The organism is bacterium, from assembly GCA_004322275.1.
Classification (GTDB): Bacteria; Desulfobacterota; Deferrisomatia; order Deferrisomatales; family BM512; genus SCTA01.
In genome coordinates this window covers 18,732-34,869 of record SCTA01000034.1, presented here as the reverse complement: position 1 = coordinate 34,869, position 16,138 = coordinate 18,732, and the positions used below count along the sequence as shown (strand labels likewise).

Here is a 16,138-nt window from a genome sequence, read left to right as displayed (position 1 = left end):
TCGCGGGGCGAGAAAAGTTAATTCACGAATTGTGCCAACGCGGACAGGTGGCGGGTTTTCCGCTTCGACCGGCGGCGTCCGCGCCGCGCCGCGCCGGAAGAGTGAAGATTAGGTTCCATTTTTGTACTTTTTAAACTTTTACGTGTCAATTTTGTAATCTATTTCATTTCCGTTTCTCCTCCTTTCTTGCAAAACTTCGCTTTTATTCTATACTTTCCGCTTGTTGCACCGGTTGGCACGACTCTTGAAGATAAACATTTCCAGAGGGAGCGAACCGGCCTTTAACTCGCGGGGCCGCAAGCGGGGCCGGAGACCTCCCCGGAAATTTTAACTTCTTCAAAGACAGGAGCAAGGAGTATGCGCCGCTTAAAATTGGTAAACCAAATAATACTGGCACTGTTGACGGGAATCTTCCTGTTCACAGGCGTCGCCCTGGCCGAGGAGATGGCCTCGGCCCCCTCATCCACGATAACCATAGAAGCGCCTTCGGCCCGCACCTCGGACCCGAACGGCGGTTCCACCGGCATGGCCTACGACGTAAAGACCGGAGAGACCTCCACTCTGGACATCGCAAACGCGGTCGGCCACAACAAGATAGCCATCAACATGATGTGGGTTCTCATCACCGGCTTCCTCGTCATGTTCATGCAGGCCGGTTTCGCGATGGTCGAGGGCGGCTTCACCCGCGCCAAGAACGTCGCGCACACCATGTCGATGAACTTCATGATCTACCCCCTCGGCATGATCGGCTTTTACCTCTGCGGTTTCGCCCTGATGTTCGGCGGCGTCGGCTCCCTGGCTACTCTGGGCGGCTTCGACGGGCTCAACAGCGAATTCACCATCAACCTCTTCGGCAAGGACTTCGGCCTCTTCGGAATGACCGGGTTCTGCCTGACGGGACATACTTACGACGTAGCCATCTTCGCCATGTTCCTCTTCCAGATGGTCTTCATGGACACCACGGCGACCATCCCGACCGGCTCGATGGCCGAGCGCTGGAAGTTCTCTTCCTTCATGGTCTACGGCATCTTCGTAGGCACCATCATCTACCCGATCTACGGCAACTGGGTCTGGGGCGGCGGCTGGCTGGCCACCCTCGGCAAGAACTTCGGCATCGGCCACGGCCACGTCGATTTCGCCGGCTCCTCGGTAGTCCACATGACCGGCGGCGTATTGGCCCTCGTCGGAGCCTGGATTCTCGGTCCCCGCCTCGGCAAGTACAACAAGGACGGGAGCGCCAACGCCATACCCGGCCACAACATCCCCATGGCGATTATCGGCACCTTTATCCTGGCCTTCGGCTGGTTCGGCTTCAACCCCGGCTCGACCCTTGCGGGCACCGACCTTCGCATCGCGGTGGTCGCCGTCAACACCATGCTCGCCTCCGCCACCGGCGCAATCGCCGCAATCCTCTACATGTGGCTTTTCAAGACCAAGAAGCCGGATCCCTCGATGATGTGCAACGGCCTTCTGGCCGGACTCGTGGCGATAACCGCCCCCTGCGGCTTCGTAAATTCGATAAGCGCCTGCATAATCGGCCTCGTCGCGGGCGTGCTGGTCGTCGAAGCGGTCTTCTTCATCGACCAGAAGCTCAAGGTTGACGACCCGGTAGGCGCCGTAGCGGTTCACGGCGTAAACGGCGCGTGGGGCTGCATCGCCCTCGGCCTCTTCGCCGACGGCACCTACGGCGACGGCTGGAACGGCGTAGCCGGTCCCGTCAAGGGCCTCTTCTACGGCGACGCAAGCCAGTTCTTCGCCCAGGTCATCGGCGTGGGAGCTAACATAATCTACGTCGGCGTCATCGGCTTCATCGTCTTCAAGCTGATCGACAAGACCATCGGCCTTCGCACCTCGAAGGAAGAGGAGATCGAAGGTCTCGACATTCCCGAGATGGGCGTCAACGGTTACTCCGGCGTCGTCACCGACAAGGTTTCCGAGACCCCGGTCTCCAACTAAGTCACGACTCAAAACCGAAACGCAAAAAGCCGGTCCGGGATTTCCCGGGCCGGTTTTTTTTGCCTGCGCTTAGACCTTACATGTGCTACAAAGCATTTTAGAGACGAAACAGGTTATAATTTTAAGAACAGCCTCTTCACTGGCGGAGGACGGTTCGATGAAAAGACTGTTACCGGTTCTTCTGGCGCTTGCCCTTGCGGCGACGAGCTGCGGCCAGCGGCGCGTCGGCCCGATGGCCCCGAGGCGTCCGGATAGTCCCGAACACCGCGGGATTAAGTCCAGCGGCGAATGCATCTCCTGCCACGATATCGCCGGAATAAAAGACCACAAAAAGGAAGACAACTGCCTCTCCTGCCACTTCTCCATACCCGGAAGATAGGAGCGTTGCCAATATGCGTTTAGCCGGAATAATCCTGATTTTTTCGCTGGCCGCGCTGACCGGGTGCGGAATGATAGTCGGACAGATGATGGTGGCGGGAACCGGCGTGAAGCGGGCCGAGGTGACGAGCGGCGACCTTCGGGATTTCGAGCGCGGAGCCAAAACCGCCATTTTATCCCCCTTCGCCGTCACGGAAAAATCCTACCACATAGCGCGCGGGGACGACGAAGCCCGGCTTGGTGAGGAGCTTTCACGCAGGGGCGTAATCACGCCCCTTTACACCTTTCTCCCCACCCCCGGCCAGGCCGAAAAGACGGCTCTCGAACTGAAGGGCAAATCTCCGGCGGAGGTAAGGGAAAAGCTGGGCCTCGAAGAAGAGCCCCGCTACCTCCTCACCGGCGTAATCCTCTACCGCGACACCGTGGTCGCTCCCATGCACGGAGTCGTGATGGAAGCCTCCTACAGGCTTGTTATCGACGACCTTGTCAGCGGGAAGAGCGCCGTAATCGAAATAGAGATAAAGGATCTCTTCCGCGACGCCCTTCCCCACGCGGCCGACGCCATCGACAATCTGATCAGGGGAAAATAAGGGGCGCGAGCGCGCGGTGCGAACTGACGCAAGTTTAATCCCTGAGAAGCGACTGGTCCCTCGCGATTAAAAACCACATACCGTTTTGTCTGACGGGAAGGGTGAAACCGTCGCTCAGATATGAGATCAGCCTGTCGGTTTTTCCGCGGATAAGAAGATAATCGACCGTGCCGCTCCAGTTTGCAAGGGCCCTGGCGTACTGTGGTTCTATAGTGTAAGCCTCGGGGTCGTTCTCGTCAAAATCGTACAAAACTCTCGGCTCGAAATCCTCCGCAAACATCGAATCTTTTTTAAAACTGACCGGCCTCATGGGGCTGAGGAAGAGATTTGTGTCGGCCCCTCCTCCCACAAGCAGGTGGTAATAAATCGGATCATGAACGTGAATATCGAAAAAATCAGAATCGATATGTCTGCTGTAAGGGTTGAATTTTACCGGCATGAGCAGGCGGTTCTTTTCCATGAGAGACAAGAGGGGGAGCAGTTCTTCCTTTTCGGAAGAGATGTCCAGATTTCTTTTCCAGGTTAACCCGGTAAGGGCGAGACAGACGGCGAGGAGGGTCGCTCCCCATTGCCGGCTCAGCCGAAGCCGGGTAAGCAGTAGCGCCAGGAACCAGTAAACGTAAGGCGACATCCTTACGTTGAAGAAGGCGTATCTTCCGAACCGGAAGGGCATTAGCAAAAACCAGGCGACGGATACGGCTAAAAAGAGCGAGGTCGAGCCGGGCTTCGTCACCTCTTCCCTCTCCCTGAAAACCAGAAAAAGAGCGCCGAAAAATATCAAAAGCCACAATATGAGATCCGGAAAACTGATCCCGTTAAATAACTTCATCCCCGTAAAGGGCAGGATCAAGGAGGCAAGATTGCCTGAGAAGCTCCTCCAGAAATAAGTCGCCGGAACGCCCGTCGCCTCGTCCGCAGGCCTGAAAAAAACCAGATACCAGATTGCGAAACAGACAAGGAGAGCGGCGGCGGGCGCAAGAGACCTCCAGAACCCCCGCTTGTCGGGCAGCGCCGACAGGGATGAGAGCGACCCGAGCAAAAAGAAAGCCAGAATGCTGGAGGGGTGCGAGGCGAACAGCGCATACAAAAGTATCCCCGTTACACACCACTCTTTGGGCGAATAGTTTCTTTTTTTAAGGTTCTCCACGTCTGAAAGGAGGAGCAGGGTGACGGGGGCGCCGAGGAGAATCGGCATGAAGCCGTAATAATACATATGCGTAAAGAAGAGAGGGAAAACCAGCAGAAGCGGCCAGGGCGATTTCACCTCCGGGCTTTCTCTTGCGATCTTTACCGCCAGATAGAGCGTCACAAACAAGGAGAGCGTCACAAACATCTTCCCGGAGCCGACCGGGGAGAGGAACTTCATAAAGAACCAGAGCAGGTTGTAGAGAAGGGAGTAGGGGCCGAAGGTGAAACCGGCCTGATAGTAATCTTTCCAATTGTATGAAGGATCGTCGTAAGTGGACAGAACCATCGATTCAAAGATGTGATGCGGCGCGTCCTGCATGGGGAGGAGAGGAACGCCCCAAACTGCGGCCATGGACGCCAGGAAGGAAAGACCGAGGGCCAGGTAAAAAAGTTTCTTCTCCTCTCGGTCCAGAGAGCTTCCCGGGTTCATCGTCGCCCCTTAATCAAATATAAATTCCCGCCGTGTGAGCCGCCTACATTCCCGGATAAAGCTCGGAGATGCAGTCGGGACAGATCGAGTGGGTGAAATCGGCGTTTGAGTGGTCTTTGACGTAGGTTTCTATTCCTACCCAGTTCCCGGCGGTCTGCCGGATTTTCTTGCAGTTGGCGCAGATGGGGAGGAGTCCTTCGAGGGTTTTTACGCTGTCCAGAGCGTCTTCGAGTTCGCTTATGGTGCTTTCGAGTCTCAGCTTTGCGTTTTTTATCTCGGTAAGATCGTGGGCGACGACGCAAATAAGGGGCCTGCCGTCTTTGCGTTCGAGAAGAGAAGCGCTTGCCAGCACGGAGAGCTTCAAGCCGTTTTTCCGCATGTAACTGCGCTCCCCGATTCCGAGAGAGCCCATGCTTATTATTTTTTCAATATTTTCCCGGATCTCCGCCCTGTCGTGGGCGATGAGGTCGAAGGCGTTCATTTTCTTCAATTCTTCGGCGGTGTACCCGATCATTTCCTGAAAGGCCGGATTGGATTCAACCACCCTCGCGGTGTCGGCTTCAAAGATAAGGATTCCTTCCAGAGACTGGGTTACGACGGTTCTGTAGCGCTCTTCGCTTCTCTGTATCTTTTCTTGCATCCGCGCTATTGCTATGAAGATCGGCTTTATCGCGGCTATGCCTCCGAGTAGGCTGGCGGAGGTGACAAGACCAATGAGTTCATATTCGAGCTGAAGATGGGCTTCGGCGCCTTGTCCCATGTGAATCGCCGCGAGACTCATAATGCGGCGAATCTCCATTCCGATGAGGGCGATGGCGATGAGAGACCAGGCAAGGCGGGTATTTGTGGTGCGTATAAGGCGAAGAGCCAGTATTGCGGCGACAAACTGGAGGAGCACAGAAACTATTACTACTACTTCCGCGAGCATGAAAACCCCCTCGGCGGCGTACCGGGGCGAACCGGCCCCTAAGCCGACTCCGGGGATTATACAACCGAAACCCTGCCGGTTGGAACAGATAAACCCTATCGGAACCGTGGAATTTCCCGAAGGGTGTCCGGCCTCCGGGAAATTACCGGCCTAAGGCTTGGCTATCATCACCTCGGTGGATTTGATCACCGCAAGAACCTCGTCCCCCTTCTTCAGGCCGAGTTCGACGACGCTCTCTTTCGAGATTATCGAGGTGAGTATTTCACCGCCGCCGAGTTTAATCTTGACCTTCGCGGTTATGAGGCCCTCTTCGATGGACGTTATCTTGCCTGCAAGCTGGTTTCGGGCGCTGAGCTTCATTTTTGCCTCCTTTTGAAACGTTTACCCCGAAAGCAATTATACACCTCTTTTCAGAACGTGAATTCCGGCGGTCTTGAAAGATACCCCCGCCTGGGCCCCTTCCCTTACCGCCAGTTCCTCCAGCGACCGCGAGGTGACGAGAGCCGTCAGGGTAAAACCGCAATCGACCTCGACCTTCGCGAGGGGCCCCTGCGGTATTATCTTCAAAATTTTTCCTTCGAGACGGTTTCTGGCGCTGGACTGGGCTTTTTCAGCGGAAACGTGAAGGGTGACGTTCTCGGGGCGTATTCCTATGAGAGCCGCCTCGCCCACGGCGGCGTCGCCCACCACGTCTATTTCCCTGCCCTTGACGTCGAGGGTGAAATAGCCCCCTCCCGCCTCTATCACCGTGCCGCGAAGGAGGGTCTCCATCCCCACGAAGGAAGCGACGAACTCGTCGGCGGGGCGGTTCAGCACCTCGTCGGGGGAGCCGAGCTGGGCTACGCGCCCCCCGCGCATGACGAGCATCCTGTCTCCGAGCTGGAGCGCCTCCACCCTGTCGTGGGTCGCGAAAAGGGCGGTGGTGCGGGTTTCCTTGAGGCTCTTGCCCAGGTCCCTCAGCAGAGCTTCTCGTGTTGGCGGGTCGAGCGCGGAAAAGGGTTCGTCGAGGAAGATTATCTCGGGGTTTACCGCGAAGGCGCGGGCGAGGCTGGTTCTCTGCGCCTCCCCCCCCGAAAGGGTCCTCGCGCGGCGGTCCCTAAGGTGAGTTATGGAAAACCTCTCAAGGTTCTCCATAACCCTCCTGTCCGTCTCGGCCTTCGGAAGATTTCTGAGCCGCGGACCGGTGGCCACGTTGCCGTAAACGGTATCGCGAAGAAGCAGCGGCTCCTGAAACACCACCGCTATCCTCCTGCGGTATTCGAGCGACGCCGGGGTCGCGGAAACAATATGCGAATGGTGACGTATCTCCCCGCCGTCCGGCTTTTGAAGCCCGGCGAGGCAGAGCAGAAGGGTCGATTTGCCCGCTCCGTTGGGGCCGACGAGGGCCAGGGTCTCGCCCTCGAACACCTCCAGAGAGGGTATGTCGAGAACCGGAGCGCCGCCGCGCGACAGGCGAAGCCCCGTCACCGTAAGCGCCTTTTTCGCCTCCATCAGCGCTTCTCCCATTGCTGGATGAAGGTCAGGGCTGCGTTTACGCCGAAGGCGAGGACCAGAAGGATGATGCCGAGAGCTATGGCCGTCTCGAAGTTGCCGCGCGAGGTCTCCATTACCGTAGCGGTGGTGAGCACCCGCGAATAGCCCTTGATGTTGCCGCCGACCATTATCGACGCGCCTATCTCGGAGATTACCCCTCCGAATCCGGCCATCACCGCCGCGAGAAGAGGGAGCTTGGCCTCTCTTACCAGCAGCCACACCATCTGTACCCGCGTGGCCCCGAGGGCCAGTATCTGAAAACGAAGCCTGGGGTTGAGGTTCTGTATAGCCGAAAGGGAGATGCCCATCACTATGGGGGTGGCGATGACGGTTTGTGCGATAATCATGGCGGCAGGGGTGTAGAGAAGGCCGAGCGCCCCCAGAGGGCCGCTCCGCCAGAGAAGAATCGAGATGAAGAGTCCCACCACCACGGGCGGGACTCCCATCCCTGTGTTTACGAGGCTTATTATTATCTGCCTTCCGGGAAAGCGCGTAAGGGCGAGCGCCGTGCCGCCCGAAACACCCAGGACAAGGCTGATGAGCGTCGCCAGCCCCGAGATCTTGAGCGACAGCAACGAAATCCCCATCACCTCCGGGTCGAGGGAGAAGATAAGAGTCAGGGCCTTTAGAAGCCCGTCGAAGATAAGCTCCATCTGTCGCGCCGTTTACCTGTCTCGCTGTCCGTTTGTCCGCCGGAAACCGTTCGCCCTTACAATCTTACAGCATGTTCAGGACTATTTTCCCAGTTCTTCCACCTTTTTCCCTGCGTCGGGGGTGAAGAGGGGCTGGCCGTACTTTTCCGCGCCGAAGGTCTTTATCATCTCCTGCGCTCCGCCAGATACCATGAAATCGTTGAAAGCCTTCGCGCCTTCGGCGTTTACCTTCGGCCACTTGGCGGGGTTTACGCTGATGACGTGGTAGACGTTGAGGAGGTTGGACTCTCCCTCGACCAGAACGGCGAGGGAAAGGTTCTTCTTCATCGAAAGGAAGGTTCCCCTGTCCGCGAGGGTGTAGCCTTCCTTCTCGGAGGCGACGGAAAGGGTCTGCCCCATCCCGAGCCCCGTCTGCTGGTACCACTTCTGGCCGTCGGGGGCGATTCCGGCGACCTTCCAGAGCGCGAGTTCCTTGGAGTGGGTGCCGGACTTGTCGGAGCGGGAGAGAAAGAGGCTGCCGCTCTCTGAGATCTTCTTCAGGGCCTCGGCGGTCAGCTTCGCGCCCGAGACCTTCGCGGGATCGCTCGGCGGGCCGACGAGGACGAAATCGTTGTGCATTACGAGCTTTCTGTCGACGCCGAACTCCCCTTCCATGAACTTCTTTTCCGCCGCGGGGGAGTGGACGAGAAGCACGTCGGCCTCGCCCTTCTCGCCCATAGCCATCGCCTGTCCGCTGCCCACGGCTATCGTTTTGACGAAATAGCCGGTGTCCTTCTCGAAAGCCGGGAGAAGGAGGTCCAGAAGGCCGGAATCCTGCGTGCTCGTCGTCGTCGCGAGTATCAGGTTCTTTTCGGCGGCCAGCGCCCCGCCCACGGGGAACGCAAGGAGCGAGGCCAGAAGGAGAACTAGCGCCATTGCCTGTTTTTTCATCTTTTTTCCTTTCAGTGTTAATGTTTGCAAAACCAAAAAACGCAAAAAGGCCCTTCCCGCGCAGGGAAGGGCCTTGGCAACGAGACATGGTCTCGCCGAAAGGCTACCGTCACTCCTTTCCAAAACGCGGGAGGCCGCGGGGTTTCCCTCACGACCCATCGGCTGGCGGACATAGGCGTAAAGCCTTTAGTCCCGCTTCGCTCGGAGCGCTTCGGATACTAGCGCAAATCAAAGGAGAGATAAAGGGCGTACAGGCGAATTGGTGAGAATTGCCGAAATATACGGATTGAGACGCTGGGGGTGCAGGCTGGCGGCCGGAGGCGTAACGCACAAGCACCCGTCACTCCCGCGAACGGGAGTCCAGAGGTTGGTGGCGGCGCTTCCGGATTCTATGCGCGCGCGGGAATGACGAAGTCAGCATTGGGATATTATTGGTGCGTTACGCCGCTTCGCGGCTAACACACCCAACTTTACTCGTTTCTGGTTTTTCATACGGCAAAGGATTTTGCCGCCGGGCGAGGAGCCCGCAGCGAGCGCGACGAAGACAGTAGCGTGCCTACGGCGAGGAGCGCGAGCGAGTAGCGACGAAGCCCCGCGTCAAAAGCCGAAGCCGTCAGGGCTGAAAGGATGCGCCGGATGCCTATGATGGTCCGGCCATCAGGCCGAGGGCGAGCTCCTCAATCTTCTCCCCCATGAAAATCTTCGCCTGCCAGCTCTCGGGAATCCCGCTTGCGCCGTAATAAGCCCCGGCGAGCTGGCCGAAGATGGCGGAGGTGGTGTCGGCGTCCTCTCCGAGATTGGCGGCCGCGAGGCACCCTTCCCGGAAAGAGCCGGTGGAGCAAAAGGCCCAGAGAGCGGCTTCGAGGGAGGTGGCAACGTAGCCCGTGCCGCGGATTTCGGGAGGATTTTTGCCGAGAAAAGAGCCTTTTGCGACGGCTTCGATCTCGAAGTGCAGGGGCTCTTTGTCCCAGATGCCGGGAAAGGGCTCGTAGAGGGGCTTTAACAGCTCCTCTTTGGATGCGCCAAGGAGCGCGCCCATGATGAGCGCGGCGAAGTAGCGGCAGGCGTCTACGCACTCCCTCGCCCCGTGGGTGGTCTTTGAGCTTTCTCCCGAAATATGCACCGCCTCGGCGGGATCCCGGGCGAAGTAGAGGGGAACCGGCGCGAGGCGCATCAAGGATCCGTTGCCTCTCCCCTGAGGATCGCAGGGGATGGGCTCACCGGTGCGTTCGTACCATTCCAGGGCGCGCAGGGTGGTGTTGCCGATGTCGAAACAGGCCCCCGTGCAGCTGAAATGCCCCTCCCTCCACCAGCGGCGGTAGCGTTCGAGCTGGTCGAGAGGGTCGAAGCCGCCCGTCTTGACGAGGCTCTCCGCGAGGCAGAGCGCCATGGAGGTATCGTCGGTGAAAGCCCCCGCGGGAAGGCTGAAGGGGCCGCCGCCGGTTATCTTCGTGAGGGGAGTGAAGGTTCCGGGCAGCTTGAATTCCACGGCAAGGCCAAGGGCGTCGCCAACGGCAAGGCCGAGGAGCGAGCCCACGTATCTTTCTTCTTTTTCCATCGTCCACAACTGAATCGATCCAAAGGATCAAAAGGGCCTTGCCCCAAAGGCTGGTTAAAGGCGAAAACATCAATCCAAGGGTTTGTCCGTATCCGGATAAGCCCTATACTTCCAGCGGCTTGTTGGACAGCTCGTTACGGTCGCATTCCTCGGGCGGAAAGTACTCCGAAAGCACCTTCGCCACCTCCCCCACGGCCTCGATTATCCCCTCGGCCTTCTTGCCGGCCTTGAAATTCTCCGCCAGAATGTCTCTGGTCCTGTCCCACCCCTCCTGCCCCATGTGGACGTCAATCCCCTCGTCCCCGATTACGGCAAAACGCTTGCGGTTGACGGCGATATAGATGAGGACGCCGTTTCGCTTCGCGGTCTTTTGCATTCCTATCTTTGCGAAGGTTTTCGTCGCGGCGGCGAAGACCTCCTCCGGGGCGGATCTGGCTATTACTACGCGAATCTCGCCGCAGGTGGATTTTTCAGCCGCTTCGATGGCCACTTCGACTCTCAGGCTCTCTTCCCTGCTAAGGAATTTTTCTTTGAAGAGCTGCATGGCTACCATCCTCCGCTGGAGCCGCCGCCGCCGAAACCGCCGCCGCCTCCGCCAAAGCCGCCGAAACCTCCGAAGCCGCCGCCTCCCCTGCCTCCGCCGATGAAAGGCCCGCCCATCCACATTCCGCCGCCTCTCCTTCCGAGCACTTCATTGGAGCCTCTCCTGCGAAGACCGGAGATAAAGAGGAAAATGAAGAATAGCAGGAAAAAGATGACCGGAAAACTGTTGTCCTTCTTCTCTTTCTTCGGCAGGGCGGTAAACTCGCCCCTTGAAGCTTCGTCGAAGGCTTTCATCGCCTTCGAGAGCCCTTCTCCGGGCTTGCCGTCGCGAAAGGCGGGGGCGACGATCTCCCTTATGACCCGCCCGGAATAAAGATCCGTTATTGCGCCTTCGAGTCCCTTGCCCACCTCGACGCGGACCTTTTTTTCGGCCATGAAGATGAGCAGCATGAGGCCGTTGTCCCGCCCCTTCTGGCCTATCTTCCATTTGTCGCCTATGCGGATTGAGAGGTCTTCGAGGCTCTCGCCCTCAAGGCCGGGAAAGATCGCGATCGTGAACTGGTTTGAGTTCGAGGTTTCTATCCTGGCAAGCTGCGCTTCGAGTTCGCGCGCCTCTTCGGGTTTAAGGAGCCCCGCGTAGTCGCTCACCCGTCCGCTTGGGCTTTCCGGTATCTGGAACGCGGCGAGGGCTAAGGTCCCGAGCGAGGCGAGAGCGAGCAGAAGTATCGCGAGGAGCGCCTTACGGCCACGGCCCATTAAAACTTGACCTTCGGAGCGGCGGATGCGCCTTCTTCGGCCTGGAAATAGGACTTGGCGGCGAAACCGAACATCCCCGCCAGCATGTTGGCCGGGAAACTCCTGATTTTTGTGTTGTAGAGGCGCGCCCCCTCGTTGAAGCGGCTGCGGGCGACGTTTATCCTGTTCTCCGTCCCTTCGAGCTGGGTCTGGAGGTCGCGGAAGTTTTCATTGGCCTTAAGCACCGGGTAGTTTTCCGCCACCGCCAGCAGCCTTGTAAGCGCGCCGGAAACGGCGCCCTGAGCCTCCTGAAAGGCCTTTATAGACTCCGGCGTGAGCTTTTCGGGATCGACCCTTATGGACCCGGCCTTGCTTCTGGCCTCGGTGACGTTGGTGAAGACTTCTTTTTCGTGGCTTGCGTAGCCTTTTACGGTTTCCACGAGATTCGGAATCAGGTCGGCGCGCCGCTGGTAGGAGCTTTCCACGTCGGCCCAGAGCTGGGAGACGTTTTCCTGGGCGGAAACGAAACCGTTGTAGGTTCCCTTAAGCCAGCCGAAGACCCCCAGTATTAGTACTGCTATTACGATTAGAACTATCCAGCCCTTTTTCACGGCTTGTTTCTCCTTATAAACGTGGTGGTGCTTTCTTCGGCAATTTTACACTAAAAGAACAAGAAGCGCGAGGTGCAGAGTTCTTGTCAAAATTTCCAGGAGGGTTTACCTTGCCGGTCTGTCGCCGTTACGCTCCCCTTTTCGCGGGATTGTCCGCAGGGCCCTCAGGATCGTGAACAAAAGAAAAATACTCGTTACCGGCTCGGAAGGGCTTATCGGCAGGGCGGTCGAAACTTCGCTAAGAGGGGCGGGGTTCGAGGTCTTCGGGCTCGATATACGCGGAAGCGGTCCCCGAAAGGGCGACGTGCGCGACCCGGAAGCGGTCGAAAGAGCGCTTGTGGGCGTTTGCGGAGTTATCCACCTCGCTGCGGTCTCCCGCGTCCTCTGGGGCGAGAAAGACCCGGCCGCATGCATTTCCACCAACGTCGGCGGCACAAAAAACCTCCTCGAAACCTCCCTCTCCTCTCCCCTGCGCCCCTGGGTTCTCTTCGCCAGCTCCCGCGAGGTCTACGGGGAAGCAAAAAAGCTGCCGGTTAAAGAGGACTCTCCCCTTCGTCCGGTCAACCTCTACGGCAGAACGAAGGCCGAGGGCGAAAAACTGACGATGGAGGCGAGGGAAAAGGGTCTTTCGACCGCCGTGGTCCGCTTCTCCAACGTCTACGGCAGCGTGCTCGACTACCCCGACAGGGTCGTTCCGGCCTTCGCCCGCGCCGCAGCCTTCGGCGGAGAGATACGGGTCGAGGGGGAGGAAAACCTCTTCGATTTCACCCATGTGGACGACACCGCGAGGGGCGTTCTGGCCCTCGTCAACCTTCTGGAAGCGGGCGAAAGGAACCTTCCGCCGGTACACCTGCTCACAGGCTCTCCCTGTACGCTGGGGGAACTTGTCGGACTCGCCGCCAAGGTCTCGCGTAAAGAGGTTTCGGTGGCAAGCGCCCCCTCTCGTTCCTTTGACGTAGCGCGGTTTTACGGCGATCCCGGAAGGGCGGAAAGGCTGCTCGGCTGGAGGGCTGAAATATCCCTCGCCGAGGGGTTTGCGCGGCTTTGCGGGGATTACGAAGCCGGGCAGGGCTCCTGAAGGGTGTTCCTCCACATCTCCAGAGCTTCCAGGGCGCGGACGGAACGCAGCCGCTTTGACTCCTCCTTGTCGCGCATGCGCGTCCCCAGAGGGGGGAGGATGCCGAAATTCATGTTCATCGGCTCGAATTTCTTGCCGGGCGCGTGGGTTACGTGCTCAATGAGCGCTCCGAGGGCTGTTTCAGGCGGGGGAATCGACGGCGTGTTTCCGGTAAGCCGCAGGGCGAGGTTCAGCCCCGCCCAAAGCCCCATCGCCGAGCTTTCGAGATACCCCTCGACGCCGGTAATCTGCCCCGCAAGCATGGCCCAGGGCGCTTTTCTAAGCCGCAGGTAGCCGTCAAGGACCCTCGGGCCGTCCACGTAGGTGTTCCGGTGGAGGCTCCCGAGCCTGAGGAACTGTGCGTCCCGAAGGCCGGGGATAAGCCTGAAAACCCGCTCCTGCTCGCCGTAAACCAGCTTGGTCTGGAAGCCGACCATGCTCCACCTCTGCCCCTCGGCGTCCTCGCGCCGAAGCTGGACGGCGGCGAAGGGTCGCTCGCCGCTACGGGGATCCAGAAGGCCTACCGGCTTCATCGGCCCGAAGCGCAGGGTCTTGGAGCCGCTGGCCGCGAGGGTCTCTATGGGCTGGCAGGCCGAAAAGACCTTTTCCTCCTCGCAGCCCCTCGTCGGAACCTTTTTCGCCTCCAGCAGAGCCGCGAAAAAGAGGTCGAACTCCTCTTTGGTCATCGGGCAGTTCAGGTAATCGTCCCCCCCCTTCCCGTAGCGCGAAGCCCGAAAGGCGACTGTTTCGTCGATGGTGCCGCCCTCTATTATGGGGGCCATTGCGTCGTAGAAGTAGAGTTCGCCCGAGCCTGCCAATTCTTCCAGCTTTTTTGCGAGGGGAGCGGAGGTCAGCGGGCCGGTGGCGATGATGGAGTATCTGTCGCGGGGTATCTCGACGGCTTCTTCCCTGACCAGTTCGATCAGCGGTTCGTTTTGGACCATCTCCGTTATCCGGCGGGAAAATTTCGCCCGGTCCACGGCGAGGGCCTGCCCCGCCGCGACGCGGTTTTCAAGGGCCGCTTCAATCACCACCGAACCCAGCGCCCTCATCTCCTCCTGCAAAAGCCCGGAAGCCTGCGTGAGACCCATCGACTTAAGGGAATTCGAGCAGACCAACTCGGCGAGGTCGGGATTTTTGTGGGCTTCGGTAAATTTGACCGGTTTCATCTCGACGAGGCGGACCCGAACACCCCGGCGGGCAAGCTGGATTGCCGCCTCCACTCCGGCGAGCCCGCCCCCGACGACCTCCACGGGCGCTTTTGCGTCGAAACCTTCACTCTTTTCTTCGCTCATACCGGATTTTCTCCAAAAAAAACGGCCCGCCCTTGTGCCGGGCGGGCCGCGCTTTGCAACTTAACCGGGCCTACTTCCCGCAGGAGGGCTCCTGAGTGAGCGCTTCGAGCATGAAGATAAAGCCGTCGTCCTTGGACATCGCGTCGCCGACGTATTCCTTGCGGAGCTTGCCGGCGCAGTCGATGATGAGCTTGAGCGGGATGGGCCCCTTGAGCTTGTAAAGCTCTTGGGCGACCTTGTATTCGGTGTCGAGCAGAAGGGGGTAATTTATCCCGTGCTTCTCCACCTGCTTCTGGATTTTCTTGCGGTCGCCGGGGTCTCCGGGGCTCAGGGTAATCGCCAGAATCTGGAAGTTCTTGTCCTTCCAGTCGTTCTGAATCTTCACCAGGGCGGGTATCTCTTCCTTGCAGATGTCGCACCAGGTCGCCCAGAATTCAAGCATGACCACCTTTTTCCCCAAATAGGAGCCCAGGGAAACCTGTCCGGCGGTCGCGTAGTCTTCGAGCGTGAAATCCGGTGCGGAATCACCCTTCCCCTCTTCGTCTATGAAAAGGGCCGAGCCTTCTCCCGCATGGGAGAGGGCGCAAAAGAGTGCGACAATAGCGGCAGTCATCCATCCCGTAATGTTGCGTCGCATAGTAAAACTCCCCAGTTCCCCCACGTTAAATTAAGCCTGCATGATTTGCCGGGACTCGTATGCTACTCCAGAAGCTCTTTGATCACCTTTTCGTAATTGGCCTCGTCGCCCGCCTCGTAGCCTTCGTGGTAGAAGCGGATGACGCCGGTTTTGTCGATTATAACATTTAACGGCGCGCCCATCAGCGAAAATGCGTCGACCATCTTGAAATCCACGTCGGAGACGAGATGAAAGGTGACGCCCGCGCCTTTGAGGTCGTCGCGGTCCGCGAAGGATTTTGTTATGAAACCGTCATCGACGCCGTCGGCGTTGATGCCGATGATGACGAGTCCCTTGTCGGCGTAGGTTTTGTTGAGTTTTTCGAGGGCGGGAAGTTCCCTTATGCAGGGGCCGCAGCGAAGGCCCCAGAAATTCACCCAGACCACCTTGCCCGCGAGGGAGGAGAGGTTTAGCTCAACGCCCTTGGTGTCTTTAAGGGTGAAATCGTCCGCCTTCTTGCCGACCCACTCTTCACTGGCCAGGGCGACGCCGGATATGGCAACAAAGGCGGTGACTACCGCCAATCTCCACAGGTATTTCAACATGTAAATCCTCCCGCAAAAATTTATGTCAATAAACCCACCGAATGATAGTAACTTGCTGGAGCAATTGTCAAAACAAAAACATATAAAATGAATGAAAGAGACGCGCACGGGCGCTGTAAGCCGGGTTCTGTCTCCCCCCGAAGGGGGCGGCAACCATTCCTCTGGGATCCGGATTGCTCCGGACCTCAAGCAGCCTACCCGGGGACATGGGGCGGGCAGCCCTCGTACGTCCCTCTATTTGGCCTTGCTCCGGATGGGGTTTGCCCTGCCGTCCCGGTCGCCCGGTCCGCGGTGAGCTCTTACCTCGCCATTTCACCCTTACCCCTTCGGATTTCTCCTTAGGGGCGGTATATTTTCTGTGGCACTTTCCTTCGGGTCGCCCCGACTGGACGTTATCCAGCATCCTGCCCTGCGGAGCCCGGACTTTCCTCCCCGGATCTAGATTTCCGGAGCGGTTGCCCGCGCCTGTGCG

The 16,138-nt window shown here is 58.6% G+C and carries 17 protein-coding genes, 1 other RNA gene and 1 riboswitch; of the genes, 4 read left to right on the top strand and 14 right to left on the bottom strand.

Annotated elements, in window-relative coordinates; genetic code table 11:
• The first annotated feature begins 357 nt into the window (after positions 1-357).
• The 3 genes from EPN96_10105 (at position 358) to EPN96_10095 (ending at position 2,924) form a co-directional block, all read left to right on the top strand.
• Positions 358-1,956, top strand: a complete 1,599-nt coding sequence (locus tag EPN96_10105) for an ammonium transporter (GenBank protein TAL16194.1) — start codon at positions 358-360, stop codon at positions 1,954-1,956.
• Positions 1,957-2,113: 157 nt separating this feature from the next.
• A complete protein-coding gene (locus tag EPN96_10100; GenBank protein ID TAL16193.1) occupies positions 2,114-2,335 on the top strand; it encodes a hypothetical protein in 222 nt (73 codons plus the stop codon).
• A 13-nt stretch (positions 2,336-2,348) separates the two neighbouring features.
• Positions 2,349-2,924, top strand: a complete 576-nt coding sequence (locus tag EPN96_10095) for a hypothetical protein (GenBank protein ID TAL16192.1) — start codon at positions 2,349-2,351, stop codon at positions 2,922-2,924.
• A 34-nt stretch (positions 2,925-2,958) separates the two neighbouring features.
• On the opposite strand, the gene EPN96_10090 is transcribed toward EPN96_10095, so the two are convergent.
• The 10 genes from EPN96_10090 to EPN96_10045 form a co-directional block, all read right to left on the bottom strand.
• Entirely contained in the window at positions 2,959-4,542 is a 1,584-nt protein-coding gene (locus EPN96_10090; GenBank protein TAL16191.1) for a hypothetical protein, read from the bottom strand.
• 43 nt (positions 4,543-4,585) lie between these two features.
• Positions 4,586-5,470: a PAS domain S-box protein gene (locus tag EPN96_10085; protein ID TAL16190.1), complete on the bottom strand. Its 885-nt coding sequence runs from the start codon at positions 5,468-5,470 to the stop codon at positions 4,586-4,588.
• A gap of 150 nt (positions 5,471-5,620) precedes the next feature.
• Positions 5,621-5,830 carry a molybdenum-pterin-binding protein gene (locus tag EPN96_10080; GenBank protein TAL16189.1) on the bottom strand — a complete coding sequence of 70 codons (210 nt, stop codon included), beginning with the start codon at positions 5,828-5,830 and terminating at the stop codon, positions 5,621-5,623.
• A 36-nt stretch (positions 5,831-5,866) separates the two neighbouring features.
• The gene (locus EPN96_10075) at positions 5,867-6,961 is read right to left on the bottom strand and encodes an ABC transporter ATP-binding protein (GenBank protein TAL16188.1); all 1,095 of its coding nucleotides are present in this window, start codon (positions 6,959-6,961) and stop codon (positions 5,867-5,869) included.
• Positions 6,961-7,656 carry an ABC transporter permease subunit gene (locus EPN96_10070; GenBank protein TAL16187.1) on the bottom strand — a complete coding sequence of 232 codons (696 nt, stop codon included), beginning with the start codon at positions 7,654-7,656 and terminating at the stop codon, positions 6,961-6,963. Before EPN96_10070 ends, EPN96_10075 begins: the two co-directional genes overlap by 1 nt.
• A gap of 81 nt (positions 7,657-7,737) precedes the next feature.
• Positions 7,738-8,586, bottom strand: a complete 849-nt coding sequence (locus tag EPN96_10065) for a tungsten ABC transporter substrate-binding protein (protein ID TAL16186.1) — start codon at positions 8,584-8,586, stop codon at positions 7,738-7,740.
• A 96-nt stretch (positions 8,587-8,682) separates the two neighbouring features.
• A riboswitch (molybdenum cofactor riboswitch) is annotated at positions 8,683-8,805 on the bottom strand.
• Between the two features lie 421 nt (positions 8,806-9,226).
• Entirely contained in the window at positions 9,227-10,144 is a 918-nt protein-coding gene (locus EPN96_10060) for an ADP-ribosylglycohydrolase family protein (GenBank protein ID TAL16185.1), read from the bottom strand.
• A 103-nt stretch (positions 10,145-10,247) separates the two neighbouring features.
• On the bottom strand, positions 10,248-10,697 hold the full coding sequence (locus EPN96_10055; GenBank protein TAL16184.1) for a TPM domain-containing protein: 450 nt from the start codon (positions 10,695-10,697) through the stop codon (positions 10,248-10,250).
• On the bottom strand, positions 10,691-11,443 hold the full coding sequence (locus EPN96_10050) for a TPM domain-containing protein (GenBank protein TAL16183.1): 753 nt from the start codon (positions 11,441-11,443) through the stop codon (positions 10,691-10,693). The genes EPN96_10055 and EPN96_10050 overlap by 7 nt, the downstream gene beginning before the upstream one ends.
• On the bottom strand, positions 11,443-12,033 hold the full coding sequence (locus EPN96_10045; protein ID TAL16182.1) for a LemA family protein: 591 nt from the start codon (positions 12,031-12,033) through the stop codon (positions 11,443-11,445). The genes EPN96_10050 and EPN96_10045 overlap by 1 nt, the downstream gene beginning before the upstream one ends.
• A gap of 172 nt (positions 12,034-12,205) precedes the next feature.
• Between EPN96_10045 and EPN96_10040 the strand changes: the two genes are divergently transcribed.
• Positions 12,206-13,111 (top strand): NAD(P)-dependent oxidoreductase, encoded by a 906-nt coding sequence (locus EPN96_10040; GenBank protein ID TAL16181.1) that lies wholly within the window; start codon positions 12,206-12,208, stop codon positions 13,109-13,111.
• Here EPN96_10040 and EPN96_10035 read toward each other — a convergent pair.
• The 4 genes from EPN96_10035 to rnpB form a co-directional block, all read right to left on the bottom strand.
• The gene (locus tag EPN96_10035) at positions 13,087-14,445 is read right to left on the bottom strand and encodes a methylenetetrahydrofolate--tRNA-(uracil(54)-C(5))-methyltransferase (FADH(2)-oxidizing) TrmFO (protein TAL16180.1); all 1,359 of its coding nucleotides are present in this window, start codon (positions 14,443-14,445) and stop codon (positions 13,087-13,089) included. The genes EPN96_10040 and EPN96_10035 overlap by 25 nt on opposite strands.
• Before the next feature lie 70 nt (positions 14,446-14,515).
• Positions 14,516-15,082, bottom strand: a complete 567-nt coding sequence (locus tag EPN96_10030; GenBank protein ID TAL16179.1) for a TlpA family protein disulfide reductase — start codon at positions 15,080-15,082, stop codon at positions 14,516-14,518.
• A 62-nt stretch (positions 15,083-15,144) separates the two neighbouring features.
• Positions 15,145-15,666 carry a TlpA family protein disulfide reductase gene (locus EPN96_10025; GenBank protein ID TAL16178.1) on the bottom strand — a complete coding sequence of 174 codons (522 nt, stop codon included), beginning with the start codon at positions 15,664-15,666 and terminating at the stop codon, positions 15,145-15,147.
• 100 nt (positions 15,667-15,766) lie between these two features.
• An RNA gene (rnpB, locus tag EPN96_10020) (RNase P RNA component class A) lies at positions 15,767-16,137 on the bottom strand.
• Position 16,138: the final 1 nt, after the last annotated feature.